The 26,067-nt window shown below is 62.8% G+C and carries 22 protein-coding genes; 7 read left to right on the forward strand and 15 right to left on the reverse strand.

Translation table 11 applies throughout. The features are described 5' to 3' along the window. Position 1: 1 nt before the first annotated feature. The 5 genes from menD to LDN85_RS16340 form a co-directional block, all read right to left on the reverse strand. Complete coding sequence (gene menD, locus LDN85_RS16320; RefSeq protein WP_223943527.1) at positions 2–1,711, reverse strand: 2-succinyl-5-enolpyruvyl-6-hydroxy-3-cyclohexene-1-carboxylic-acid synthase; 1,710 nt, start codon at positions 1,709–1,711, stop codon at positions 2–4. Positions 1,712–1,957: 246 nt separating this feature from the next. Beyond that, a complete protein-coding gene (locus LDN85_RS16325; RefSeq protein WP_223943528.1) occupies positions 1,958–2,533 on the reverse strand; it encodes a heme-binding protein in 576 nt (191 codons plus the stop codon). A 243-nt stretch (positions 2,534–2,776) separates the two neighbouring features. Then, positions 2,777–4,867, reverse strand: a complete 2,091-nt coding sequence (locus LDN85_RS16330; RefSeq protein ID WP_223943529.1) for a PhoX family phosphatase — start codon at positions 4,865–4,867, stop codon at positions 2,777–2,779. Positions 4,868–4,945: 78 nt separating this feature from the next. Beyond that, positions 4,946–5,962, reverse strand: coding sequence for an o-succinylbenzoate synthase (locus LDN85_RS16335; RefSeq protein WP_223943530.1), 1,017 nt, complete (start codon positions 5,960–5,962; stop codon positions 4,946–4,948). A 61-nt stretch (positions 5,963–6,023) separates the two neighbouring features. After that, the gene (locus LDN85_RS16340) at positions 6,024–6,632 is read right to left on the reverse strand and encodes a hypothetical protein (RefSeq protein ID WP_223943531.1); all 609 of its coding nucleotides are present in this window, start codon (positions 6,630–6,632) and stop codon (positions 6,024–6,026) included. A gap of 102 nt (positions 6,633–6,734) precedes the next feature. Between LDN85_RS16340 and LDN85_RS16345 the strand changes: the two genes are divergently transcribed. Both LDN85_RS16345 and LDN85_RS16350 read left to right on the forward strand, forming a co-directional pair. Further along, the gene (locus LDN85_RS16345; protein WP_026541178.1) at positions 6,735–7,376 is read left to right on the forward strand and encodes a DUF2510 domain-containing protein; all 642 of its coding nucleotides are present in this window, start codon (positions 6,735–6,737) and stop codon (positions 7,374–7,376) included. Between the two features lie 58 nt (positions 7,377–7,434). Beyond that, positions 7,435–8,487: a LacI family DNA-binding transcriptional regulator gene (locus LDN85_RS16350; RefSeq protein ID WP_223943532.1), complete on the forward strand. Its 1,053-nt coding sequence runs from the start codon at positions 7,435–7,437 to the stop codon at positions 8,485–8,487. Positions 8,488–8,798: 311 nt separating this feature from the next. Here the strand turns inward: LDN85_RS16350 and LDN85_RS16355 are convergent, their stop codons facing one another. Genes LDN85_RS16355 through LDN85_RS16370 form a run of 4 tightly spaced genes read right to left on the reverse strand, consistent with a single transcriptional unit; the run spans position 8,799 to position 13,532 of the window. Continuing rightward, the gene (locus LDN85_RS16355) at positions 8,799–10,238 is read right to left on the reverse strand and encodes a glycoside hydrolase family 32 protein (RefSeq protein ID WP_223943533.1); all 1,440 of its coding nucleotides are present in this window, start codon (positions 10,236–10,238) and stop codon (positions 8,799–8,801) included. Positions 10,239–10,270: 32 nt separating this feature from the next. Further along, on the reverse strand, positions 10,271–11,143 hold the full coding sequence (locus tag LDN85_RS16360; protein ID WP_223943534.1) for a carbohydrate ABC transporter permease: 873 nt from the start codon (positions 11,141–11,143) through the stop codon (positions 10,271–10,273). 8 nt (positions 11,144–11,151) lie between these two features. Further along, entirely contained in the window at positions 11,152–12,117 is a 966-nt protein-coding gene (locus LDN85_RS16365) for a sugar ABC transporter permease (RefSeq protein WP_026541182.1), read from the reverse strand. After that, positions 12,114–13,532 (reverse strand): sugar ABC transporter substrate-binding protein, encoded by a 1,419-nt coding sequence (locus LDN85_RS16370; RefSeq protein ID WP_026541183.1) that lies wholly within the window; start codon positions 13,530–13,532, stop codon positions 12,114–12,116. The genes LDN85_RS16365 and LDN85_RS16370 overlap by 4 nt, the downstream gene beginning before the upstream one ends. A gap of 154 nt (positions 13,533–13,686) precedes the next feature. Here LDN85_RS16370 and LDN85_RS16375 point away from each other — a divergent pair, with 154 nt between their 5' ends. Continuing rightward, on the forward strand, positions 13,687–14,598 hold the full coding sequence (locus LDN85_RS16375) for a phosphatase PAP2 family protein (protein WP_223943535.1): 912 nt from the start codon (positions 13,687–13,689) through the stop codon (positions 14,596–14,598). A gap of 137 nt (positions 14,599–14,735) precedes the next feature. Here LDN85_RS16375 and LDN85_RS16380 read toward each other — a convergent pair whose 3' ends face one another. Then, a complete protein-coding gene (locus LDN85_RS16380) occupies positions 14,736–15,008 on the reverse strand; it encodes a hypothetical protein (RefSeq protein ID WP_026541185.1) in 273 nt (90 codons plus the stop codon). Between the two features lie 221 nt (positions 15,009–15,229). On the opposite strand from LDN85_RS16380, the gene LDN85_RS16385 reads away from it, so the two are divergent. Then, positions 15,230–16,576, forward strand: a complete 1,347-nt coding sequence (locus LDN85_RS16385) for an acyltransferase (RefSeq protein ID WP_223943536.1) — start codon at positions 15,230–15,232, stop codon at positions 16,574–16,576. A gap of 105 nt (positions 16,577–16,681) precedes the next feature. Then, complete coding sequence (locus tag LDN85_RS16390) at positions 16,682–18,223, forward strand: M28 family peptidase (RefSeq protein WP_223943537.1); 1,542 nt, start codon at positions 16,682–16,684, stop codon at positions 18,221–18,223. An 88-nt stretch (positions 18,224–18,311) separates the two neighbouring features. Here LDN85_RS16390 and LDN85_RS16395 read toward each other — a convergent pair whose 3' ends face one another. From LDN85_RS16395 to LDN85_RS16415, 5 genes are all read right to left on the reverse strand, one after another. Further along, positions 18,312–19,244 (reverse strand): hypothetical protein, encoded by a 933-nt coding sequence (locus LDN85_RS16395; protein ID WP_139183422.1) that lies wholly within the window; start codon positions 19,242–19,244, stop codon positions 18,312–18,314. A gap of 59 nt (positions 19,245–19,303) precedes the next feature. Further along, positions 19,304–20,521, reverse strand: coding sequence for an MFS transporter (locus LDN85_RS16400; protein WP_223943538.1), 1,218 nt, complete (start codon positions 20,519–20,521; stop codon positions 19,304–19,306). Between the two features lie 150 nt (positions 20,522–20,671). Then, positions 20,672–22,267 carry a cell wall anchor protein gene (locus tag LDN85_RS16405; protein ID WP_223943539.1) on the reverse strand — a complete coding sequence of 532 codons (1,596 nt, stop codon included), beginning with the start codon at positions 22,265–22,267 and terminating at the stop codon, positions 20,672–20,674. A gap of 97 nt (positions 22,268–22,364) precedes the next feature. Further along, the gene (locus LDN85_RS16410) at positions 22,365–23,387 is read right to left on the reverse strand and encodes a hypothetical protein (RefSeq protein ID WP_223943540.1); all 1,023 of its coding nucleotides are present in this window, start codon (positions 23,385–23,387) and stop codon (positions 22,365–22,367) included. Between the two features lie 307 nt (positions 23,388–23,694). Further along, positions 23,695–24,567, reverse strand: a complete 873-nt coding sequence (locus LDN85_RS16415) for an MBL fold metallo-hydrolase (RefSeq protein WP_051421556.1) — start codon at positions 24,565–24,567, stop codon at positions 23,695–23,697. 156 nt (positions 24,568–24,723) lie between these two features. On the opposite strand from LDN85_RS16415, the gene LDN85_RS16420 reads away from it, so the two are divergent. Both LDN85_RS16420 and LDN85_RS16425 read left to right on the forward strand, forming a co-directional pair. Further along, entirely contained in the window at positions 24,724–25,758 is a 1,035-nt protein-coding gene (locus LDN85_RS16420; RefSeq protein WP_223943541.1) for a type IV toxin-antitoxin system AbiEi family antitoxin, read from the forward strand. A gap of 78 nt (positions 25,759–25,836) precedes the next feature. Then, positions 25,837–26,049 carry a hypothetical protein gene (locus LDN85_RS16425; RefSeq protein ID WP_223943542.1) on the forward strand — a complete coding sequence of 71 codons (213 nt, stop codon included), beginning with the start codon at positions 25,837–25,839 and terminating at the stop codon, positions 26,047–26,049. Positions 26,050–26,067 lie beyond the last annotated feature (18 nt).

The following is a 26,067-nucleotide window of genomic DNA, read 5'->3' on the forward strand; positions in this document are numbered from 1 at the left end:
CTCAGCCAGCTGTCAGGACTTGGCCCACCGCAGCCGAAATTGCTTCCTTGATCCTCGTATGAAGCGCACGCAGGCCCCCGCGGTCCACGCGAACCTCCACAATGGTGCGCCCCTTGAGCGGCGGCTTGAGCGCTTCGGTGAGATCCGCCGTCGTGCTTACCGTTCGGTGTCCGACGCCGTAGGCCGCGGCGAGTGCCGAAATGTCCACTGAGTGCGGGGTGCCAAAGAGACGCTCGACGGCGGTGCCATAGGCGCCTGAGTCCTCCACGGCACCGTGCTCCAGGAGGCTGAAGATGGCCCCACCTGAGTCATTGAGCACCACGATCCGCAGGTCCGGCACCGGTTCGCCATGGCCGAGCAGCAGTCCCCCGGCGTCGTGGAGGAACGTAACGTCGCCCAGGAGGACGGTGGTTTCGCGTCCGCTGCCCAAGGCGACTCCGGTGGCGGTGGCGATGGTGCCATCGATGCCGGCGAGGCCACGGTTGGCATACACCGATGCGATGGGTTGGGTATGGGGCTGTCCGGCGAGGTCAACGTCACGGATTCCGTTGGAGGACCCAAGCACCAGTTGTCCGCGGGAGTGCTCCCAAACAGCGGCGCCAACCGATGGCCCGTTGGCGAGGACCTCCCCCGCGAGCACTCCGTCAAGGGCGTGTTGGGCCGCGGCACCAGCCAAGAGCCAGGAGTCCAACCATTCCGCGGAGCCTCGGCCGGCGAATTCAGCGAGCTCGGGAAGGGTCTCGATCGGCGTTTCGCGACGGCGCCCGGCCTCATACCAAGCCACAGGAACAGGCTGGTAGATCGCCGCCTCCACAGATTCCCGGGCAAGAAGGGCAGCCACGGGCCGGGAAAGGGTGGCCCGGCCAAACAGGACAACCCGCTGGATCGGCGATCTTGATCCGGGTCCGAAGTGTTCCAGCAGTACCCGGTACGGACCCACGGCGTTCGGTCCGAAACGTGCGTTGGAGGACGGTTCGGCGAGCAGCGGCAGACCATGGGCACGGGCAAACGCTTCCGCCACCGGGCCGGCATCGTGACCGGCGAGGACCACGGTTCGTCGCTCTGCCAAGTGCTCCGGTGCCGCCGGAAGATCCAGCGTTTGAGGACCGGCGTCGTAGTGGAACACGCCGTGTCCAGCAGCGGCCGACAGTGCGTCGTCGTCGGCCGGTGTCAGTGGGTCGCGAAAGGCGAGATTCACTTGGACAGGACCGGGAGGAGTGTCCGCGAGGGCGCCGGTTGCTGCGTAGAGCGCGGTGGCAACGGCTTTCTGGGGATCGTCACCTGCCGGGACGTCGACGGCGAATCTCACGTGATCGCCGAAAAGGTCCAGTTGGATGGTGGTCTGGTTGGCCCCGGTTCCGTGGAGCTCTTCCGGGCGGTCCGCGGAAATCACCACCACGGGAACGGCGGAATGGTTGGCTTCCATGACGGCCGGCAGGAGGTTGCCCACTGCAGTTCCGGACGTAGTCAGCACGGCAACCGGAGCCTGGGTGGAAAGGGCCAGGCCCAGCGCTGTGAATCCAGCGTCGCGTTCGTCAATACGGACGTGGAGCTGAATCTTGCCCGCAGCTTCTGCTTCCGCGAGAGCGTAGGCCATGGGTGCCGAGCGCGAACCCGGCGACACCACCGTATGCCGCACACCGCCGTCGAGCAGTGCCTTAACGGCGATCCTGGCGGCACCGATGGATGTCAGAGAGTACTGGGAAGTCACCGCTCCAGTCTATTGGGGCAGCCAGTCCGCCAACGCTCGCTCACATCCCCTGCCCCACCAGCCAACCCTCACTCACATCCCCTGCCCCACCAGCCAACCCTCACTCACATCCCCTGCCCCACCAGCCAACCCTCACTCACATCCCCTGCCCCACCAGCCAACCCTCACTCACATCCCCTGCCCCACCAGCCAACCCTCACTCACATCCCCTGCCCCACCAGCCAACCCTCACTCACATCCCAGCCGTTAGCGTTCTTCGACGTCGAGGACTACCTCGTTATGGCGCAGGAACCAGGGTTTGAAGGGAGGGTCGAAACGCGCGAACCTGGGCGAACCGATGGGTGTCAGACCAGCCAGTTGAAGGGCCTCGTGCAGTGCCGCGGTGTGGCGTTGAAAGGCCGAGGCAGTTCCATTGCCTGTGAATCGGGCGACAGCAGACAACGCCCCGGGCACCTCGCGGATTTTGACCTTGGGTTCATCCGGGACAGGGGCATTTTCCGCCTTCAGTCCGGCCGGCAAGACGAAGGCTACAACGTAGTCTTCGTCTTGGCTTCCCGGGGCAGGGCCTGTCTGCAGTACCGGTGCCGTCATGACCAGTTCCTCGGAGGAACCAGACTCCTGGATAACGGGGGCGGTCATGGATAACTTCTGCTGAGCCGTGTTGCTGCCGCTGATGTAATTAAAGAGGTATCGGAAGGCCTGGTTGGCGGCGCGATCAAAAGTGGCGTGCACCTGAACCTCGGCGAGAACATGCGCGGGATAGCGACGCAGTTCGAAGTGGGGATACTTCTGGACCAGATCGTACGGCTGCTGTTCAGTCATGGTGCAACCGAGCTTACGCCGCAGTCGCTTGTCTTGGCAGAGGTAGACGTGAGCGAGGGTTTGGCCCAGACACCGGGGACCTGAAAGAGGGATTGGCCCAAACACGGGGGACGTGAAAGAGGGGTTGGGTCGGAAATGGGAATGCTCCCCTTCCCGGGATTCCAGGGAGGGGAGCATTCGTCATTCAAGAATCAGGCAGACCCTGCTTTCGGAAGCAGACCTCACCGCCGAAAGAGGCAGACCCTACTTCCGGAAGACCTGAACCACCGAGGGACGCGGAGCCCGAACCGCACCGGCAGCCGGGACACCACCGGCAGGGACGTAATCCGGGAAGAACGAGTTCTGAGCAGCGAACGAGCCGTCCTCGCCCGGGTGCTGCACGGCGACGAACACGGTGCGCTCTTCGTCGTGAATGACAGGGCCACAGGTTTCGGCGTCGCGGGGAACGGCGAGGAACTGCTCCACCTTGCCGCGCTCAGGACCTTCGAGGGTGACCTTGAACAGGCCGTCCGCGTACCCGATGGTGCCGGGGGCGCCGTCGGTGGAGATCCAGAGGTTGCCCACAGAGTCGAAAGCCACGTTGTCGGGGCAGGAAATCGGGGAGACCTTCTCCACCGGGAATCCGGAGAAGTAGGTGGAGGTGTTCTTGGCGGGGTCACCGGCCACCAGCAAGAGGTTCCAGTTGAACTTGGTACCCGTCTGCTCGCGTCCCTCGGTGATCTCCACGATGTGTCCATCACGGTTCAGGGTGCGCGGGTTGACCTCCGTTGCACCTTCCTTGCCTGCCTTGCCGCGGTCTGAGTTGTTGGTGCAGGCAACATAGACCTTGCCGGTGAGCGGGTTGGGCTGGACGTCTTCGCAACGGTCCATCTTGGTGGGGCCAACTTTGTCGGCTGCCAGGCGGGTGTAAACCAGGACCTCGGGGACGGACATTCCCGGCACAGCGGACTTACCGTCGACCACCAGCGGCAGCCACTCCCCTGTGCCGTCGAAAGCGCCGTCAGCGGGGAGCTTTCCTGTGCCATCGATCTCGGCAGCAGGCGAATCTCCGGTGAACTTGGCTACGTAGAGGTCGCCCTCCGAGAGGAGCCCCATGTTGTTCTTGCGGGCTTCCTTGGAGTCGCCGGCCCGGTACTTGCCCTTGGAGACGAATTTGTAGAGGTAGTCGAAGCGCTCGTCGTCGCCCATGTAGGCCACTACGCGTCCGGAAGGAGCCACGATGACGTTGGCGCCCTCGTGCTTGAAGCGCCCCATTGCCGAGTGCTTCTTGGGCGTGGACGTGGGGTCGAACGGGTCCACTTCCACGATCCAGCCAAAGCGGTTGGTTTCGTTGGCGTAGCCGGAGTTGCGGGTATCGAAACGGGGTTCGTCAAGTTCCCACTGGCGGGCGGTTGCTTTGGCGGAGAGACCGTACCGCTTGTCGCCGTCGCTGGTTCCAGGGGCCACGAAGTAGCCATTGAAGTTTTCCTCGCCGGAGAGAATGGTGCCCCACGGGGTGGTGCCACCGGAGCAGTTGCCCAGCGTTCCCTTGATCCAGCGGCCTGCCGGGTCGTCAATCGTCTTGACCAGGTTGGTGCCTGCTGCGGCGCCGGTCAGCTCGTAGACGGTGTCAGTGAGGAAGCGGCGGTTCAAGGGTGCGCCCTGGATGTAGTTCCACGGCTTGTTCTTGTTCTTGCGCTCCAGTTCAACAACAGCCAGACCGTGACCGGCGCGGCCAATGGCACGTCCCTCGGCGGGGTCGAAGCCTTCGGGCAGCATGATGTTCTCGTTGGTGTACTCGTGATTGGTGAACAGCAGGGCGCGGCGGTCCTTGGATCCCGGGATGGGCAGGATGTCGGTGTAGTCGTTGTTGTATCCGAACTGGCGTGACTGGGCTGCAGCCGTCTGTGCGTTCAGGTCAAAGGCCGGAGAGTCGGCGAAGAGCGGATCGCCCCAACGGATGACGGGCTTCCAGTCAAACCCCTCGGGGACCGTGAAAGCGTCCACTGCAGCATCCACGGGCTTGATGGCTGTGAACTTGAGCTTGGACTTATCAAAGCCCTTCTTGGCGGCATCGGCGAGTCCGTTGCCAGGGTCGGCAACAGCGGCATCTCCACCGGTCAAGGCACCACCGAACACGACGGCGAGCGCACCTGCGGCGCCTAGGCCCAGGGCGGCCCGACGGGACATGGCTGTTGAGGCGATGTCCCGGAAGTAGCCGTTGGCGCTGGTGTTGCAGACATCGCCCGAGCAGGCGTTGTCGCACTTCAGTGCACAGGTGACCGCGCTGCGCTTGCCCTTGGTGTGGCCGAGCATGGGGAGCAGCGGAAACGTGCGTCCGGTGGTTTCAGACATGGGGGAAGACCTTCCAGAGGATGTACGAGGTTCCCGCTGAGCTTTTCAGCGGAAACCGAAGCTGAGAGGTCTCCCCGGTTAAGAAACGGTGAACAAAGGGTGCTTGTTTCCCGCCAGGACGGCGTACACCCGGCCAAGCCGTTCCAGCCACCATTCGCGACGTTCCGCTGAGGCCGCATACTGCTCAAGCAGCCCGGGATCGGCGACGGCCTCGCGCACGTGGATGGCGCCGTCGTCGGCCACGAGCGGGTCCAGCGTGATATCCGAGGTGAACAGCGAAACAGTCCCAAGCCCGCAGGCATAGGGAAGGGTGGGCAGTGCAGCTGCGAGCGCGAGCCCGGCGCGGATGCCCACGGAAGTGTCCAGGGCAGAACTGACGACGGCGGGAAGTCCGGCCTGCTCGACGATCTCCAACGCCCGACGGACTCCCCCGAGCGGAGCGACTTTGACCACGATCAGGTCCGCGGCACCGGCTCTGGCTACCCGAAGTGGATCCTCTTCCTTGCGTACGCTCTCGTCCGCAGCGATAAGGACCGGTGTTCCGGCGTCCGAGAGCCGGCGACGGACCTCGGCCAGTCCTTCAATGGTGGGAACCGGTTGTTCGGCATACTCAAGTCCTAAAGCCGAGAGCTTGCCCAAGGCCTCTGCTGCTTGCCCTACGTCCCATCCCCCGTTGGCATCGACGCGGATGGCGGCCTCCGGCAGTGCCTCGCGAACTGCCCGTACACGTCCAAGATCGTCCCCTAGCGACTGTCCGCGCTCGGCTACTTTGATCTTGACCGCATCCACGCGCCCGAACCTGGCCAGTATCTCCGGCACACGCTCTGCCGGAACGGCGGGGACCGTCGCGTTGACCGGGATGGAGTCCCTTAGAGGAGTAGGGAACCCAATCCACCCAGCTTCCAAGGCTGCGGCCAGCCAGCGGGAAGACTCGTCGTCGTCGTATTCGGGGAAGGGACAGAACTCGCCCCAGCCCAGCGGCCCTCGAAGGATGAGGGTCTCGCGCTCCATGATGCCGCGGAATTTCACGCGCATGGGCAGAGAGACTACGTGGGCGGAATCGATGAGTTCTTTGAGGGAGGGAAGTGCAGGCATGTTGCCACTGTACCGGCGCCCACTTGGCCCCCGGGCAGGCCGATGAGGCTATGTGGATAAGCTATTCCATCCAGTAGTTCCGGACCCTGCCCAATGCCTCGCCCAGTTGGACACCGGATAATTCAAGGGAGCTTTCCGGCATTCCCAACGCATCCCACCGGGCCACCAGGGTAGTGTCCCCGTCCAACGGCAACGGCCACAGCCAGTAGCGGCCGGTGAACTGCACGTAGTCTGTGTTGTTGCTTCCCCCGCCCCCACCCAGGGTTGTCAGCACCGGCCCGGTGACGTCCCCGGTATCTTCGAAGGAGGCCGGTCCGTGAATCGCCGCAACAGCTTTATGTCCGTCCGCCAAAGCCACTCCAAGTTCCAACCCCGCCCTGGTGTCCAGGCTTGAGCGCGGGTGGTTGTAGCTCTCCTCCACGATCTCCCGCCATTCCTGGTCTGATTCGTCCCTGCGCCGAACGGACCAGACAAGATCCAGCAGGCATCCGGTGGAGTAGACCTCCACCAGTTTCAGCGCCGCCACCATCCGCTGGCTCTGGTGGACAAACCCACCTGCCGTGACCACACCAGGCAGTTCGTCCGACGGCGGTCCGGCCCACCCCGGCCGGAGCGGCTGCGGTTGACGGGCCCGCTCGGGAGGCTCAGGGAGGTCGTCGAAGAAGCTCATGCTCCATCCATACACCACCTTGGTGGCACTGGGGAGGGGCGGGTGGCAACCGAGAGAGGGCAATCGCGATATTCTCGGAAGACGACTCAATGTGGGGGAGATATGACTCAATCAACGCCCGGCTCCGCGACACCTCCCGGCTGGTACCCGGACCCATCGGATCCGCGCCTGGTCCGTTGGTGGGACGGCCATGCCTGGACTGCCCACCAGGCTCCGCAGCAGTTTCCGCAGCAGGTGCAGTACCAACAGCCGTTCAAGGCTCCGCGTACCCCGATCAGCGAGCAGACACCTGTCTACAACCCCTTCATTTGGGCCATCACGTTGCTCCCTCTGGTCTCGGTGCTGTTCATGTTGACCTGGCAGCCTGAGTTCCGTGTCATCACCACGCGGCAGGGTGTCACCACCATGGACCCGTTCTCGATGTACACGCCCGGGTATTTCCTGCTGATGGGCTCAAGCCTCGTGATCTATGGCCTGTCGGTGTTCTTCGCGTACTTGGACTATCAGCGGTTGGCGAGGTCCGGCGTCGTGCGTCCTTTCCACTGGGCCTGGGCATTCCTGAACTCGGCCGTCTACGTGATTGGCCGCTCGGTGATCGTCAACAAAGTGGCTCCCAAACGAGGGCTGCTGCCGGTCTGGATCACCATTGGCGTCTTTGTGATCAGCATGGTGGTGGCCGGCATTTGGACCTCCAACATGATGCAGAACATGATGTCTTCCTTCGGTTCTTCACTGCCGACCTAGGCACCGGGAAGCCTCACACGCGTTAGGTAGACTGCTGTCAAAGACGGAAGGACTACCCATGAACCGCAAGGCCACCGCACTGGACGTCGCCAAACGGGCGGGCGTCTCCAGGAGCGCAGTCTCACTGGTTCTGAACGGCCGGGGGGATGGGAACGTAGCCAAGGAGAGCCAGGATCGCATCCGGGCAGCGGCACTTGAGCTGAACTACTCCCCCAACGCGATCGCGCTCAGCCTGCGCAACCAGCGCTCACGGGTGATCGGCATCCTCTCCGATGAAGTGGTGGTCAGCCCCTTCGACGGCAACATCATTGGCGGGGCGGACGACGTCGCCCGCAGCCGCGGCTTTGTCACCGTGGTCATGGATACCGAGCGCGATGCCGCCAGGGATGCGAGCGCCATTGAAACCCTCCTGGACCGGCAGGTGGACGGGCTGATGTATGTCACGGTGGGCCTGAAACCCATCGAGATTCCGCACGGCATGCTCCGTGTCCCCTCGGTCCTGGCCAACTGCTACGACGACCAACCTGAGCCGCAATTGCATCACGTCATTCCGGACGAGGTCGCTGGCGGCAGGGAGGCCACTGAGCATTTGTTGGAGCTTGGCCACCGGGACATTGCCCTCCTAGCCGGATCCGAAGATTCTCCGGCCGCACCGCTCCGTGTGCAGGGCTACCGCGATGCACATGCCGCGGCCGAGATCCCGGTTCGGGGGGACCGGATCTTCATGGCCGGTTGGGATATCGACGCCGGCTTCCGCGGCGCCATGAAACTGCTCGACGGCGTGTCCCCGGCCGATCGGCCCACGGCCATCATGTGCGCGAATGATCGCCTGGCTATCGGGGTAACCCTCGCCGCAGCGCGTCTGGGACTCAGCGTTCCCGAGGACCTCTCGATCATGGGCTACGACGACGAGACCCGGATCGCCGACACCATGGTTCCCGCACTCACCACCATGGCGTTGCCGTTGCGGGAGATCGGGCGTGCAGCCATGACAACCTTGTTGGACATGATCGAAGCCACGGACCACACCGGAAAAGGGACCACCGTTGAAACGATGGTCCCTTGCCGCTTGGTCACCCGGGAATCGACCGGGCCGGCGCCTACTCGCTGAGGCTTTCGCGTCGCGAACCCTGCACACCAGGCCCCACAACACAGTCGCCCACCGTGCGAGGCCCACTCCGCACCCAAAGACACACCCAAACCCTGCACACCAGGCCCCACAACACAGTCGCCCACCTTGCGAGGCCCACTCCGCACCCAAAGACACAACCAAACCCTGCACACCGGGCCCCACAACACACCCGCGGACCTTGCGAGGCCCACTCCGCACCCAAAGACACCCCCAAACCCAGCACACCAGGCCCCACAACACAGCAGCGCGCCGGGGTCAGGAGCTAACAGCGCACGACGCCGGCCTGCCGCCTAGGCGGGAAGGCTCAACTCCCACACGTCGGCAGTCTCGCCGTGGGGCAGGGTGAGCTGCCATTCCTCCCCCGGAGCCGGGTAGGCACGAACAGTGGTGACCACAGAGCCCGAGCGGTACACCTCAACGAGGGAAGCATCAATGAAGATCCGGAGCTCCTCCCCTGCAACAACGGATCCTGAGTAGACCACCTGCGCGTCGGCACCGGAACCCAGGACCAATTCCACGGCACCGGCAGCGGCGCCAGCACCGGCCAAGGCACCGGCAGCGGCTCCAGCCACGGAACCAGCACCACCCCGCACCAGCACCTCGGCAAACGCAGGCACAGCAACAGATCCCGTAGCCCCCGAAGCCACAGCAGCACCCCGGTATGCGAGAACTTCGGGCGCAGGAGCAACCACCAGCACCCCCTCAGCCACCGACAAAACGCGGGGATGCGTCAACACACCCGACCACCCGGCGTCGTCGATTTCTTCCTGGGTGCGGCCCCGCCGCCCGTCACGGCCGGGACCTTCGTTGGCCCACCCCCACAAGAGAGCAGAAGCAGCCTCACCACCAGCGGAATAGGAAAGCTGAACAATTTGCGGGGCATAGAAGTCGCGGCCAAGGTCTGCCTTCCCACCGGAGGACGGCGCAAATACCGGCAGCCCGGACGAAGGATCCTCGGACAAGGAGCCGGTCAGGTACCCCACACCATTGGCGTGCTCGTGGTCGTCTCCGGAGAGCCACAAGGAGAACATCATGACCCAAGTGGAGCCGCCTGAAGAGAGTGGCACCTCCACCAGCTGCGGGCATTCCCAGATCTCAGCGGGGGTGTGGGCAGCGGCCACGGGATCAGCGGTGGTCAGCCAGATCCCCTGGTACTTCCAATCGTCAAGGGAGTCCACGGTGTACAACAGCAAAGCCGCGCGGCCATCGGACAGACCCGCACCTTGCATGGCGTAGCGGGCGCCGTTGAAGTGGAAGATGAAAGGATCGCGGACTGCGGTCACCAAGGGATCGGAGGGCATGGACGCGGCAACGTGCCCGTCCTGCTCCCACGTCACCAGATCGGCAGAACCCCGGGCAATCACCACTTGTGAGTGTCCGCCGTGGTCCTTGACGCCGGAATAGCAGGCAGTGGGTACGCCATCGTCCAGCGTTACGACGCCCGTCCAACAACCCGCAGAATCCGGCCCGCCGGCCTGGGGCGAAAGGGCCACGGGATGCTCCTCCCATCGCACCAAATCAACGGAGCTCATGTGCCCCCAGGTGATCTGCGAGTGCCTCGCGGACAAAGGGTTGTACTGGAAGAACACGTGATACCGGCCGTCGATGTAGCTGATGCCGTTGGGATCGTTGATCCAGCCCTGGGCCGGCCGCGGGTGAAAGCGCGGGAACGCGGGATCCGGGTGTGTGGCAGCAGCAGCCAGGGAGGAAGAGAATGCAAGGTCCGTCAACGGAACCCCTTTCAAAAGCGATGAAAAAGAACCTACTTGCCCGTACCGGCAGTGAGCCCGTCCTGCAGCGCGCGCTGGCCGAACATGAACACCACCAGCGCGGGAATCATGGAGAGGACAACGCCGGCAAGGACCACCGAGATGCTTCCGGTGCCGAGGTTGCCTTGGAGTGAGACCAGGCCCAGCGGCAGGGTGAAGTTCTGCTCGGAAATGGTCATGATGAGCGGCCTGAAGAACTCGTTCCAGTGGAAGTTGAACGCCAGGATGCCCACGATCGCCAGGCCCGGCATGGCCAACGGCGCGTACACGGAGCGGAAGGTCCGCCAAGGCGAGGCGCCGTCGATCGCGGCCGCTTCAGCGAGCTCACCCGGCAACCCCATGAAGTATTGGCGCATCAGGAAGGTGCCGAACGCCGTCGGGATGGCCGGAATGATCAGTGCCAGCAGCGTGTCGGAAAGTCCGACGCCGCGGATCAGCATGAACACGGGCACGATCGTGACCTGCGCGGGCACCATCATGGTGGCCAGCACGATCGAGAACAGTGCACCGCGTCCGCGAAAGCGAAGGTGTGCAAAGGCGTAGCCGGCCAGGGCTGCGGTGATCATCTGCCCCACCGCGATCAGGCCGGTTACCAGCGCGCTGTTCACTACCAGCGCCACGATGTTGAGCTGCTTGAACACCTGCTCGTAGGACGTCAGGTCCGGATTCAGCGGCAGGAACGCCGGCGGCAGCTGGAAGGATTCCGACGGCGGTCGCAGCGAGGTGGACAGCGTCCACAACACCGGCCCCAGGATAAAGACGGACGCGATCAGCAGGACAACGACGCGGATGGCCACAGACCAGTCGCGCTTCTTCCGCGTGACTAGAGGTGCCGTTGTGGTGACACGTTCTTGGATGGTGGTCATGGCGGGCCTCACTGGTAGAAGACGAATCGTTTGCTGAGCCGGAACTGCGCGGCAGTGATGGCCATGATGATCAGGGTCAGGATCACGCCGATCGCTGAGGCCTCGCCGAACTCCAACCGCTGGAATGCGGACTCGAAAATGACCATGACGGCTGTCCGCGTTGAATCACCGGGTCCGCCGCGGGTGAGGACATAGGGCTGATCGAACACCTGCAGCGCGTTGATGATGGCCATGACCGAGGCCACCAGGGTGGTGGGGCTCAGCAGCGGCAGGGTGACAAACCAGTGCTTGCGCCAGCCGGTGGCCCCATCGATCGAGGCCGCCTCATACGTCTCCACCGGAATGGAGGCGAGTCCACCGATGAACAGCAGGAACGAGAACCCGAAGTTCTGCCACACATAGACAAGAATCACGACGGCGGCCGACCCGGTTGGCGTCGTCAGCCACGGGACCGCAGGGATGCCAATAAGGGAAAGCAGCCAGTTCACCACGCCGAATTGCTCGTTGAAGAGGTACCGCATAAAGATCGATACCGAGGCTGCTGAGAGGATCAGCGGGAAGAAGAAGGCGGAGCGGAAGAAGACCCGGAGCCATGACGGAAGTTTCTCCTGGACCATGATGGCCAGGCCGAGTGCCAGTCCAAGCTGGAGTGCCACGGCCACCACCACGAACACGATGGTGTTCAGGAACGAAACCCGGACGGTGGGGTCCTGGACTACCTCGGCAAAATTGTCGAAACCCACGAACGTTGGCGCTGAGATGATGTCCCAGCGGAAGAATGCGAGCGCAATCGATGCGACGATCGGCAGCAGGGTGAAGATGCCCATGCCCACGATGGTCGGTGCCAGGAAAGCCCACGGCAGCCAGCGTTGCTGCACGCGGCCACGCTTGGAGACTTGTCCGTCTTTGTGGGCGGCCTGGCGACGGCCCGGCTCGCTCCCCGTGCCCGTAGGCGTACTGGTTGCGGTGCTCATGGCTGCCTCCTCAGGGCGAGTTCGAGGTCACGCTGCATGGAGTTGAGGGCGTCCTTGAGTTGACGCTCGTCTCCACTGACCGCCAGGCTCACGTTTTTCATCAGGGCGGTTTCGACGGCGGCCTGCTGGGGTGGCGCCGGAATGGGACCTGTGGTGGGGAACTTGTCCAGGGTGTCGTAGAAGACCTTCCAGTTCCGTGGACCGGTTCCTGCGTAAAGCTGCTCATTGACCATGGAGCGTCGCGCGGGTGTGGTGTTCGGCGTGGGGAAGACGATCTGCATCGCTTCGCGGCTGGAGCTGAACTTCACCCATTCCCAGGCGGCGTCCTTATCCTTGGCGGTTTTCATGATTGCGTAGCCGGCCGTGCCGAACTGGTGGCGCTGGCCCCGCCATTTCGGGAAGAACTGAACGTCGAAGTCGTCCTTGGTCATCCCCGCCTCGTGGAGGCCTTGCACCCAATAACCGCCCGCCGGCGTCGTACCTATCCTGTTGGAGGCGAAGAGGCCGATCAGTGCGCTGCCGCCGCCTTCCTCCGGCCGGACACCCAGTCCATCCTTGACCAGTCCGCGGAGGTAGTCGAAGGATTCGAAGACCCGGGGATCGTCGGCGTTGGGCTCCAGCCATTGGTAGCCGCCGGAGCGGAGGCCTCGGGAGGGGTGGTTGGCGTAGAAGCCGTCCCAGAGCCATTCGCCGCCCGGGGACTTGGTTTCCTTCAGGAAGCTGGTGTCGTTGGCGTAGAGCCACGGCACTACGCCGCCGAAGAGACGGTTGGTCCAGTAGTACGGCGTGAAGTCCTTGGGATTGGCCTTCTTCATCGCAGCGAGGGTGCTGCGGAAATCGGTGTGCGTCCAGTTGTCGGCAGGGCGTTCCAGGCCTGCCTTAGTGAGCGCGGTGGTGTTGTAGTACATGTTCGCGGCATTCCAGTCGATGGGGAGCTGGAAAAGGCTGCCCTTGTACATGAACGCTTCCACCAGGCTGGGGTGGACGTCTTCGAAGTACTCCTTCATGTGGTCCGCGTCCCGGCGCAGGTACTCGTCCAGGGGATGGGCGAGCTTTTCCGCGAAGAGTTGGGCGCCTTCGGTTGCCACATACACCACGTCCGGCGGAGTGCCCGCGGCTACCATGGTCAGGATCTTGGTGAAGAAGTCCTTCCAGTCCACGGCCTGGATCGCCTGGACCTTGACCTTGATTTCGGGGTGGACTTTGGCAAAAGCGTCAATGACCTTCTGGCGGGCTGCCGCATCTGCCGCGGTGCCCATGATGGCGATGCTGAGGCTGTTGTCTCCGCGGCCGGGGATGTCAGCACCGGTCAAGCGCGGCCACGACGCCGCGGTTACTCCAACAATCCCGGCGCCGAGGGCTGTAAGGGCACTTCTGCGTGTGAATTGACGCAAAGCCCCATTGGTTCCCGACATGTAGCTTCCCTTCCCTAACACGTGTTAGGAAGCTTAAACCAGGACCTAACACGTGTCAACCGTCACGTGAATGTTGCAAGAATCTCACTTTTGTCCGCCACGCTGGGGCGCCACTCACACGGGCCTTCCAGAGAACTGTGGCACCCTAGACAGAATGAGTTCCCAGCAATTCCGCACCAGCGGGAGGTCGAGCAACCGGCCGGTTCACAAGCCCACTGCAGGCGTAGGAACAGGATTTCTCTTCATCCTGGCCACCATCGCCAGCATGGTGGGCCTGGCCGCGACGTACTACTTCTTTGTGCGCACCACCATGGGCCAGTTCATTGACGAGTCGGCACTGGTAGAAGCCACCGTTTTGGGCGGAACAGCAGGCAGGGCCTCCACGGAATTCCTGGACATGCTCCCCATGATGTCCCTTGCTATCGCTGCGATCATGGTTCTCTTCGTTACCATCGCCCGCCGCCGCTGGAAGGCTGCCGGCATCGCCGTTGCTGCATGTGTCGCAGCAAACGCCGCCACGCAGATCCTCAAGTTCCTCATCCCGGACCGGCCCGATCGCGGCGTCCAGACCTTGGAACTGAACTCGCTCCCCTCCGGGCACACCACCCTTGCCGCCTCCGCCGCGGCTGCGGTGTTCCTCATGGTTTCGCCACGATGGCGCCCCTTGGCCGGCTTCCTCGGCAGCACCTTCGCCGTTGCAACCGGCGTCTCCACCCTGATCAACCAATGGCACCGTCCGGCCGATGTGGTCGCAGCCTTCCTTGTGGTCGGCGCCGTCATGCTCCCCGCCGGCTGGCTGATCCTCCGCACGGGCAGCAGTTGGAACGTCTGGAAAGGCTACGGCGAGCACTGGGCCGCGTCGCGACTGTGGGTGTGGCTGACAGTGATCGCCTTGGTGGTGGCAGGCGTTGTGGCCGCGTACTCACTGCTGCAGGTCATGCCCGGCCTGAGCACCGACAGCACCATCGACTACTTCTGGGCCGGCACCGCCTTCATCGTGATCGCCGGCTACCTCTCGGCCCTCGGCGGCACCTGGCTCTTCGGCCTGGCCGCCCGGAAGAACTAGAACCTCTTCACGCACGACGGCGGCGCACCCCTAGGCGCCCACCGCACCACAACCACGACGGCGACGCACCCTTAACCGCCCACCGCACCAGTGGTCGCGGGAGCAGGGAGCGTCAACGGGTGCGAAGCGTCAGGAGCCTAGTCCTCCGGACCGACGGAATCGAAAAACTTTGGCTCCCCTGGAGAAGCGGAGCCGTGAACCCTGGCCTGTTCCTGAATAAAGTGCCGGTCCTCATCGGTGAGCTGCGTGCCGCCGTGGGCGTCAACCGCACTCCCCTCCCCCGTCTCGCCATTAATGATGGCGGTGACGGTCCGCGGCACAATCATGGTTCCCGGATTGTCGATGAGCCACTGTCGCGTGTCCGGCGAGAGTTGGTCCCAGAATTCTTTGATGTGCACAACAATCAGCACTGCCCTTCATTGGTCGGGGGTGGATTCGTGGAGTGCGCAGGTGCACCGGAGTGATGCCCGGGTTGTCAGGGCCGCGTGCCCTCTTCAAGGCTAAGCCCGGTCGGGGCGATCTTGACCCGGCCCCGGCCAGATATTTGACCAATGAGGTCGACGCACCGGCCACCATGGGTTACAGTTAGTCCACTCGATGTACTAACAATGGCACTTCCCAGGAGAACCCCATGTCTTCCGCCCTCAAGCCCGCCTCAAACAGCAGAGCCGCCTCTGCGCACATTCCCGGGTCCCGGGACCTCGTGGTCGATTTCATCCGCGTGGCCTGCATGTTTGCGGTGGTTGCCGTCCATCTGCTGATGATGGGAATCAGCGTGGACTCCGCAGGCATCGGCGTCGGCAATCCGCTGACGTCCCTGAGCTGGTTCGCTCAAGGTACGTGGTTCGGCCAGGTCATGCCGCTCTTCTTCGTGGTTGGTGGCTTCGCCTCGCTCACCTCATGGCGGAGCTTACAGCGCAAGGGTGGCGACGCCGGAGACTACCTGCGGAACAGGGTGCTCCGGCTGGTTCGCCCCACGGTTGCCCTCTATGCGTTCCTCACGGTTGCGCTGTGGAGCGCGACGGCGGCGGGCGTGCCAGGCGACCTTCTTTCGGTTATCGCCTCGGGCGCCGGAGTTCAGCTGTGGTTCCTTGCTGCCTACCTGATCTGCCAGGCAACGGTTCCCACCATGGCGAAGCTCCACGGCCTGGCACCCTACCGGACCATCGCGGCGCTGGCCGCGGGCGCCGTCGTCGTCGATGTCCTTCGCTTGGGCTTGGAGCACAACCCCTGGGGCTTCGACTCCAATCCGATCGGGCTGCTGAACATGGTGTTTGTGTGGGGACTTCTGCAGCAGTTGGGCTTCTTTTACGCGGATGGGTTCTTTGACCGCTTTGCCGGCTGGAAGCTGCTGTTGGCAGCAGTTGCTTGCTATGGGGCGTTGGTTCCGCTCACTTACTCGGGTCCCTACCCTGTGGACATGCTGACCAGCCAAAACCCGCCGATGTTCCCGCTGGTGCTGGTGGGCCTGGCGCACGTTCTGCTGGTGAAGGCCGTGTATCCGGTGTTGCAACGCTGCGTGCAGGTGGGCTGGGTGCAGAAAGTGATGTTCGTCGTGGGCAGCCGGGCCATGACCATCTACCTGTGGCACCTGCCGTTGATCATTGCCATGTTCGGGATCGCATTGGTTCTGCGACTGCCATTCCCCCAGCCCGCCAGCACCGAGTGGTGGCTCAGCCGGCCGCTGTTCTATGTTGCGGCGTGGGCTCTGGTGCTGCTTGTTTCCACGCCCCTGGTCAGGTTGGAGCTGGCCGGCACCGCCTTGGCTCCGGGAGCTTTGCGTCCCTCCATGTGGCGCATTGCGGTCGGAACCATCCTGGCGATCATCCCGCCCTTCGTGGTGATGCGGCAGGGCCTCGATGTCACCAATGCGACGTGGGGCATGGTCCTGTTGGTGATCGCCGTGGCTCTTGTCACCGGGAAAGTCCCCAGCCGGTCATGGAAGTCGACGCATCCTGCCGGACGCACCGAAGCCTGAGCAGCGCGAAAAAACAAGCCTTCACCAGCGCGCTCCTGCGGGGTAGATTCTGCGCTACCGCACCCGGCCACCCAATTACCGGGTCCCCACAGGGAGATGCATGAAATGCATACAAGGCAAAAACCACGCATTGAAAACCGAACCTCTGCCCTCGCGGCAGGAATGGCCACCGTCGCCATTCTTGCCGTAGCAATAACGCCGCCCGCCCTGGCTGCCAAAGGGACGGACAGCCAGGCCCTCCGCGATGCCGTCACCGCCCAGGCGATAGTTGGCCACCTCGAAGAACTCCAAGCGATTGCCGATGCCAATGGCGGCACGCGATCAGCAGGGACCACGGGGCATGTGGCTTCGGCAGAGTACATCGAGCAGCAACTGAGGGCGGCAGGCTACGTGCCGCAACGCCAGTACTTCGAATATCTTAAGTTCAACCTGGCCAGTGAATCCTTCGCGCGGGTTACACCTACCCCACGGACGTACACCGAGGATGATTTCGCGGCAATGTCCTACTCGGGTTTCGGTGATGTGACAGCAACGGTGACTCCAGTGGACATTAATCTCACGGGTGACCGTGCGTCTACCAGTGGATGTGAGGCTGCAGACTTCAGCGGGTTCGTGGCAGGAAACATCGCCCTCATCCAGCGCGGAACGTGCCCCTTCAACACCAAGGCCGCGAACGCCCAGGCCGCCGGGGCCGCGGGCGTCATCATCTTTAACCAGGGCGACGCCGATGACAGGCTGTCGCGGCTGGATGGAACGCTTGGTGCTCCGACGGCCGACAACCCCGAAGTGACCGTGCCAACAGTAGGCACAAGCTTCGCTGTGGGCGAGGAACTGGCCGGCCTCACCGGGGCCTCGGTACGGATCGTGGTTGAGGGCACTACGCAGCCGATCGAAACCTTCAACGTCCTGGCAGATACAGCCGGCCGTGCAGACCGCACGGTGGTGGTGGGAGCCCACCTCGATTCCGTGGCTGAAGGCCCCGGAATCAATGACAACGGTTCCGGGTCAGCAGCCATCCTTGAGACGGCCCTCCAGTTTGCTGCGCTCAGAATTTCCCCCGAAAACCGTGTTCGCTTTGCCTGGTGGAGCGGCGAGGAAGACGGCTTGATTGGCTCGGACTATTACGTCTCCCAGCTGAGCAAGAGTGAACTGAAAGCCCATGCCGTCAACCTCAACTTCGACATGGTGGCTTCACCCAACCCGGTCCGGTTCGTCTACGACGGCGACGGCAAACCGCTTGGGACCGCTGGCCCCAACGGCTCGGCGGTGATCGAGAAGGTGTTCCTGGACTACTTCGCATCCCAGGGCCTGGCAACGGAGCCTACCGAGTTTGATGGCCGGTCCGACTACTTCGGATTCATCGAAAACGGTATTCCGGCCGGAGGCCTCTTCACCGGTGCCGAAGAAATCAAGTCAGCGGAGCAGGCGGCAATCTATGGCGGCACGGCAGGGGCCGCCTACGACCCCTGCTACCACCAGGCATGCGATGACATCACCAACCTCGACACCGCGGTGTTGGAGCAGATGGCCGACGCTATTGCCCACTCCACGCTGGTCTTCGCGCAAACCCAATCCGCGGTGAACGGCACCGCTAAGGGCACGGGCAACCTGAAGCTCGAGTTCAAGGGCAACCAGGCAGTCCGCTAGTCGCTCTGGATCGATACGACAACGGCCGCGGCGCAGCCCTACGGGGTTGCGCTGCGGCCGATTGCTGTTCGTGCTTTTCGGGAAAGACCTAAGCTTCAGTAGCGGCCTTGGGTGGAGCGGTATCCAACACTCGACGCTTGACGTCCTGACGAGTCGTTTGGGTCTGGAAGCCTGCAGCAGCAAGGCCAGCCCGCCAGTCTCCGTGGCAGGTCGACAACTCTTCGAAGACGGCCCTGATGAGTTCTTTGGGCGGGGGGATGTGTCCATCTCCAGTCTCAGGCCCCCACCGGTCCATCAGCATGAAAAGATTTTCGGAGTCACCAACCACATCAACAAACGGCAGTTGGTGTTTCTGGATATGGAACCAATCCTTGGCGTTCTGGATTAGGCCCACGGTGTGGCTGAAGCCGGCAGAGTACGCCGGAATCAGGTTATGAGCCACGCTGGCCGGCAACTCGGACATATCCTGGCCGTCCATCTCCCAGGCATACTTCATGTAGCGCTCCACCGCGCCCGGGTAAAAGCGGGAAATGGATGTCTGCGGATTGACGGCGAGCGCCAGCGATGTGGGAAAGAACCTCGACAAGGCCAGGCTGGCATAACCACCTGCGGAACTGCCGAAGAACACCAGGTTGTACCCGCCAGTGTCTCTTACAACGCGCCGCACAACATCGGCCAACGTCTCCTGTAGGTCCGGCTGCTCCTTTGAGCCCGCGTACCAACCCAGATTGAAGTCAGCGGATTTACGCAAGCTGGGGTCTGAGATGAAGATGCGGTTGACGGGTAGGCCGGCCGTAACTCCTTGTCCCAGGAACCACGGGAGTCGGACGTCTTTTTCTGCCGCTCCGTGAAAACACACCAAGGTGGTATCGGAGTCGGCAGGGATGTTCAGGATCTCAAGCGGCAAGCCCTGGTGCTGGATCTCAATCTGCCCTGCTGGAACCTCGTCAGCGGAAAGGAAAGTCTGGAGGTCCGGGAAGCTGGCGGGTGTCGGAGTTTGGACAACTGGGTTTTCTGGCACCACGGTAGTCTAGCCGCGACGGCCAAGGACCCCGGAATTCCGTCCCCCCTCCAAGCCTGTCAGTAGTTCCGCCGGTGCTTCAACCTTGGAATTGCGACGGCGAACACCACTGCCGCTGCGAAGCCCAGGACGCCTGTTGCCCAGATCCCTGCTGACAGCGAAATGGCGGCCGTCAGCCCGGAGAGCAGCACCGGTCCCCCAGTCGCACCCGAGTCGGCGATGAAGCGCCATATTCCCAGGAAGTGGCTCCGCCCGTTGTCCGGGGAGAAGTCGGCGCCCAGGGTCATAATGAGTCCGGAACTGATGCCGTTGCCGAACCCGATCAACAGCGCAACCAGCAGCAATGGCACAAACCCTGCGGTGAAGGGAATCAGGATCAGGGCCGAGCCCATAATCAGCGTGGATGGGATGGCCACCCACTGCCTGCCCTTCCTGTCCATGAGCTTCCCGGCTGGATAGAACACCAGCATGTCGATCGCACCGGATAGTCCGAACAGCAGTGAAGCGTGGGTCGCATCGAGCCCCAAATGATCCGCCCACAACGGGATGACCACCTGCCGCGAGGCCCGCAGGGCGCTCAGCAACAGGATCCCGAATCCCACGGAAAGGAACACGCCCGCATGGGAAACCGCGACGCTCCGCAACGTGGACGCTGGAGGCCGGGGGCCGCCGTCGGACGCTCCGGGAGACACCAGGTCCGGGATGGTGAGCGACAAAGCCGCGGCCGCCATCATGCCCGCAAAGCCCACCCAGTAGGCGCCGCTGATCCCTGCGAACTGCATAACGCCGGCACCAACAAAGGGTCCAATGAAGATGCCGATCCTGGTCACGCCTCCAAGGGTGGAGAGCGCACGGGCTCGGTAGAGAACCGGAACCGCCTCTGTGAGGAACTTCTGCCGCGCCAGATTGAAGACGCTGGCCGACATTCCCACGAGGGTCATGGAGACTGCCAACAGCCACAGGCCGTCGTCAATCTGCGGTGCGAACGCTGCGGCACCCAGCGCGATGGCACCCAAAGCTCCGGCGCCAACGATCGACCATCGTTCGCCGAACTTCTCCGTGATGATCGAGGCCGGAATGTTGAAAATCCAGGAACCCAGCCCGATCAGGGTCACGATCAAGGCCGAGACTGCGACGGAAGCCCCAAGGTCACGGGCCGAAAGGGCAATAACGGGCAAGACCGCCCCTTCACCAATGCAGAAAAGCAGCGCGGGCCCAAAGGCCGGCAAGGCAACACTGCGTAGGCTGAACGTTGGGGTCGTCTGGGTCTTGGTCATCCCTTTCATCCTAGGACTGCCGTAACTGCAGTCGGGCCCAGCATTACGTTCCTCAATGCGTACCCGGCCGGCAGTGCGGCCCGCAGTTGTTGCGGCTCCGGGAGTCGGAGCCGCAACAACTGCTTACGAAGTGGAATCACCTGCCCCGGGTTACCGCAGGCTGGCTGCCTTCCGGCGTCCACCTGCTGCCAACACGAGCCCCATCAGGAGCATGGCTCCTGCCCACAGAACAAACGTTCCGTTTACTCCGGTAGCCGCCAGTGCTGTGGAACTTCCGACGGCGGTGGAGACTGCCGCGGGCATCGCACCCTGGGTGGAACCAGCGGCGACAATTGTGGCTGCTTGGGTGCCGACACCCGCCGTAACGATCCCGGGGTTACCACCGGGGACGAGGCCACTGGCAGGCGGGTTCACTGCAGGAGGGCTAACAACCGACGGGGTCACAACCGGCGGGTTCACTGCAGGAGGAGCAACAACGGGAGGGGTCACAACCGGAGGCGCAACAACCGGAGGGGTCACAACCGGAGGATTCACTGTGCCGGTCGAGCCACCACCGACACCCACCGCGGTGGACCCTACGGTGATCGGTGCGCTAATCGGAACGATAACCTGGGTACCGGAGAGAATTCCGCCGTTGCCGGTGGTTGTGCTGCCACCGGTCGTACCGGCAGGAGCACTACCACCACTGGTGCCAGCGTTCGTGGCCGACGAATCACCAAGCACACTGGCAGACGTGGAACCCAGGTTCACCGGAGCAGTAACCGGGGCAACCACCTGCGTACCGGAGAGAATTCCGCCGTTGCCGGAGGTTGTGCTGCCACCGGTCGTACCGGCAGGAGCACTACCACCACTGGTGCCGGTGCTCGTGGCCGACGAATCACCCAGCACACCGGCAGCCGTGGACCCCAAGTTCACCGGAGCAGTAATCGGGGCAACCACCTGCGTCCCCGAAGCAACCCCATCCGAACCACTTGTCGATGCACCCGAAGAAGATCCAGCGGGAACAGCGGGAGCGGCAGCGGCAGAAGAACCGGAGGCAGCTGCAGAATCGCCAGCTATTCCCACGGCAGTGGCTCCGATGTTAACAGGGACCGATATCGGAGCCACTACCTGAGCGCCGGATGCAATTGACTCTCCCCCCGACGTGGTTGCCTGCGCCGGCGCTTGAGCCGGTGCAGGAGCTGGTGCTGGATTTGATGCCGCTGGGACAGTGCCGGCTGATGAATCCCCCAGAACACCGGCAGACGTAGACCCAACCGTGACAGGCACCGTTACCGGCGCCACCACTTGGGTTCCCGAAGCGATGCCGCCGGAACCACTTGTCCCGGCGGCCGGCGTCGAACCTGTTGCCGCTGCCGGCGCGGCAGGTGTGGCTGAGCTCGTCGCAGTGGAGCCCCCCAGCAGACCCACTGACGACGAGCCCAGGCTTATGGGCACCGTGACCGGGGCAATGACTTGCGTCCCGGAGCCGATGCTGTTGGAGCCATTGGTAGTAGCGGAAGGCGCCTTGCCCGAACCTCCTGCAGTTCCCGGCGTGGACGCCGTAGCTGCTGAATCCCCCAACAGTCCCAGAGAGGTGGCGCCAGTGGTGATCGGCGCTGTAACCGGCGCTATGACTTGTGTACCGGAAAGGAGTCCATCTTTCCCGGAGGTGGTGTCCGCAGCATTGGCCGCGGTTGCGCTGAGGACAATCATGCCCCCGGCAAAGCACGTGCCGAGGAGGCACTTGCGTAGGGTCGTATTCATTGTGATCTTCTCCTGAAGGTCTTGTTCCCGAAGGCGTCCGTTGACGGATCGCCCGAATTGCCGTCGGCTGCGTGCTGTTGCGCAGCGGGCTGGGGAACTAGTCAGGAGAGGAGCCGGGATCAAATGAAACCGGCTTTGGATGCTGTTCATCGCTGACCCCAAGAAGGCCGGCGAGGGAATCTGCTGGGATGATCAATGCGCCATGAAGGAAGGCAGCCGCGGGGCTGGGCGGACCATTTTGGGAGTTGCCGGACCCCGCTCCTGCGAGGGCGGCGGGCACTGCTCCGGGGCCGGCCGGCAAGCCTACGGGGGCTGCAGGCTCCTGGGTCGAACGGACTTCGACGGCATGTTCCTGGCCCGCAGAACCCAACGTGCGGGAAATGGACTGCGTCGGTGCCAGCGTGCTGGCTGAACCCAAAGCGCTGATTCGAGCAGCGGGTTCAGTTCCCGCAGCTGCACGCTCGTCGACAACGCTTTCGAGCGCTGCCGGTACGTGCGGGGAACCGACTACGGCAGAATCCGGAAGGACGCCTTCGCCTGGCGCCGCGTCTCCCGAGGGTGCTGCCGGCGGCACAGTGACGGTGTCCCCGGGCAAAGGTGGAAGGGCCGGCACAGTCGGCGAAATGACGGAGCCGGCCGGGGGAAGCCCTTGGTCAACCACATCGTCCACTACGTCGATGATGGGCTGAACGATGGGTTTGGTGATGTCGGTGACGGGTTCCAGGGCAACAGTTTCCAGTGCTTCGTTGACCGGCGGAACAACTGCAGAGACTGCCTGGTCCACGGTTCCGGTCACTGGCACCAGGGCGGTATCCACAACGCTTCCGACGGTCTGCCCTGGAACCACCCGGTTGACTGCCGGCACGGCTCCGACGATTTCGTCTACAGCCCCTCCCACGCGCTCCACGGTTGGCGTTACGGCTGGAACAGGAACGGGAACCGGCTGTGAAGCCACCACTGCCTTAAGTGGCGAAGGCAGCGGTACGTCCGGGATCGGAACACTGATGGCGGACGCCGTCGCTTGGGCAACAGTTGCTTGTTGAACAGACCCGACGGCGTCCGTAGCCACTACTGTGGCAGCACCCACCGTCTTGGTCGTTTTGGTGATGGTGCTGCTCATAGTATCGGTCGTTGAGGATAGAGCGGACGACGTGGAGGACGTTATCCCGCCAAGAAGTGAGTGGTTATCCGCGGCCCCAGAGTCAGCGCTGGCACCTGTTGCGGAGAGTGTCATCCAGAGTGCCGTTCCGGCTCCAGCGATCATGACTGAGCGGAGAATGGTGGTAGCACGCGGGAATACGCGTGTGCCCTTCATCTCGACACCCCCAGGTAGTCGCGAACCGAATGGTCGCCTTCATCCTAGGACGGGAGTCACCGAATAGTCCATGGCCGGGAGTAAACAAGTGACAAATTTGTAAGGAACCTTGCTACGAAGGATATGAACCTGTTTTGCCTGGTCCAAAGTCGGGGGCAGCCAGCGATGCCCGTCCCTGGGCGTTGGTTTCCTGAAGCCTCTTGATGAACCATCGCGACTGTTCAGGACCATAGGGCAGGACTGGGATGGCTTTGGTTGCGTCCGATGGCATGTCCCGAATGGACTGAGTGGCTTGGCGGACAGCCGTGCTCATGGTGTCTGCCATGGTCTTGACGAACTCGTCGCTGGCGGGCTTGCCGTGACCCGGGACCAGGAACTCGTAGCGGTGGCGGAGGGCCGAGATGTGGCGCAAGGCGTCTGCCCACTCTTCAGGGTATGAGTCCTCGAACGACGGATGCGCCCCCTGCTCCACCAAGTCGCCCACGTAAAGAGTGGTGCTGGTACCGACCAGGAGGTCGCCGTCGGTGTGGGCCCTGCCCAGGTAGAAGAGCGTGGCGGTGATCCCGCCAAGGTCCACCAGTACAGGCTGGTCGTGCACCAGGGCGTTGGGAACAACGACGTCGACGGCGTCACCCTCCCCCGCTGCCATCTCGGGTTCGTTGGTGGCTACGAAACGCCGCTGGTTGTCGGCGTCTTTCTCGATAGTCGCCGCACAGTTGGCGTGTGCCCAAAACTCGGTGACGCCGTCGTCCGCGAAAACGGCGTTGCCGAAGAAGTGGTCGTAATGGGCGTGGGTGTTCACAACCACCAGCGGCAACTGCGTCTTTTCGCGGACTGCTGCGAGAATCTCCCTGCCTTGGCGAGGGCCGCAGCCGGTGTCAATGACCATGGCAAGTTCAGAGCCCACCACGAGGCCGGTGTTCAGTAAAGACCCCTCGGTTTCCAGGACGTAGTTGTTGGGACCGAGTTCTAGCCAAGCTGACAATTGATTCTCCGTTTACAGTGCAATCCGGCGATGTTCAGGCCTCTACTCTACCCACGGAAAGCTGGGAGGGAGCGGAACATAGGACGGAATCGCAGGCAGGTACCTGTTCAAAATTTCTCACTGTTCAATGCCATTGAACGAGTTAGAATATTGAACATGGATACAGGCTCGATGTTCCACTCCTTCCAAGAGGTGCTCCGCCAAAGAGGGTGGCGGGTTGATCTGGGTCCGCCGAAGACCAGCGCAGATCTTCCAACCTATCTGCTGTTCTTTTCGCTCGATGGACTCGCTTTCACCCAAACCTGTATCGAAATCGCTCAATACCCCCTGCCGATCAGCCTCATCACGAAGGTTGCTCGCGATGCGGACGCCGACTTCGTACTGGCCCCCAAAATCGGGCCGACCACGAGTTCGGAACTTCGCAGACTCTCCATCAACCACGCCGATCTCACTGGACGGCTGAGTCTTCGTTCTCCCGGCGTAGTACTTGAAGTTGAAGGCCTCCCGGGGGGCAACTCGGATGGGGTATCCAAAGCCTGGCTTCGAGAGCACAATAAGGGCCGCAGCATTGACCTCACCTCAACGAAAACTGCCCAGCTGGTCTTTTGCATACTTAATTGGCCCAAGCTTCTTGCTGCACCGTCCAGGCTCATTGCTGATGTCGCCGGGGTCTCCCTCGGACTCGTCCCGCGCACCCTCCGCCACCTTGAAGAAATCGAGATGGTGCATGGCCGCCGCTGGATGGGTTCGGGACGGTCAATCATCGCCCACGCTTGGCTGGCTGCCTATCGCAATAGACTCGGTCCGTCGCTGCACATAGCCACAATGGAAACACCGCTTCTTGAGGTTTTGGAGGCCAACACGACTCTCGGAGGGGGATTCGCAGTTCCATGGCTCATCAGGCCGCGCATAGGAGCCGCCTACGTTGCTGAGCTCAGTGACGATTTGGTTCGAGCTTCCAGACTTAGGAAGAGCGAATCGCCAAACGTCGAGGTACGCAAAAAATTCTGGAGAAGCCCACCAGCCGAATTCCTCGAAGGGCCACATAGAGCCGGCGAACAAAACACGGCGCCGCCCCTCCTTGTGTACGCCGATCTAAGCTCATCACTCGATCAACGTGAACAGGAGGCAGCCCGTGCTTACCTCCAAGAGGAACCTGAACTTCAGTGGCTACGCGGCGGCTCACTTTGATCCGTTGGGCTTGGTTTTAGAGTCCATACTCCAACAAACAGACGTAACCGCGATCTACTCGCTGCTTACGGTCATGACATGTCGAAGACTCTGACTGAACTGTTCGGGAGGCATCTGGCATCTGTTCTTGAATTCCAAGAACACGCCAGGCTCATGGACAAGGTCCATGGTCTCGACGTTGACCGGTTTGTCAACGACCTTCACCGCGGACTGTTCCCGGAAATGCTAATCGACAGGCGTTCCGAAGCCGTCGACCGATTCTCGGCGCTGACGAAGGGCCTGGGCTATTAGCGAAATACCTCCGTCGGC

The sequence above is a fragment of the Arthrobacter sp. StoSoilB20 genome (assembly GCF_019977295.1).
GTDB lineage: Bacteria > Actinomycetota > Actinomycetes > Actinomycetales > Micrococcaceae > Arthrobacter > Arthrobacter nicotinovorans_A.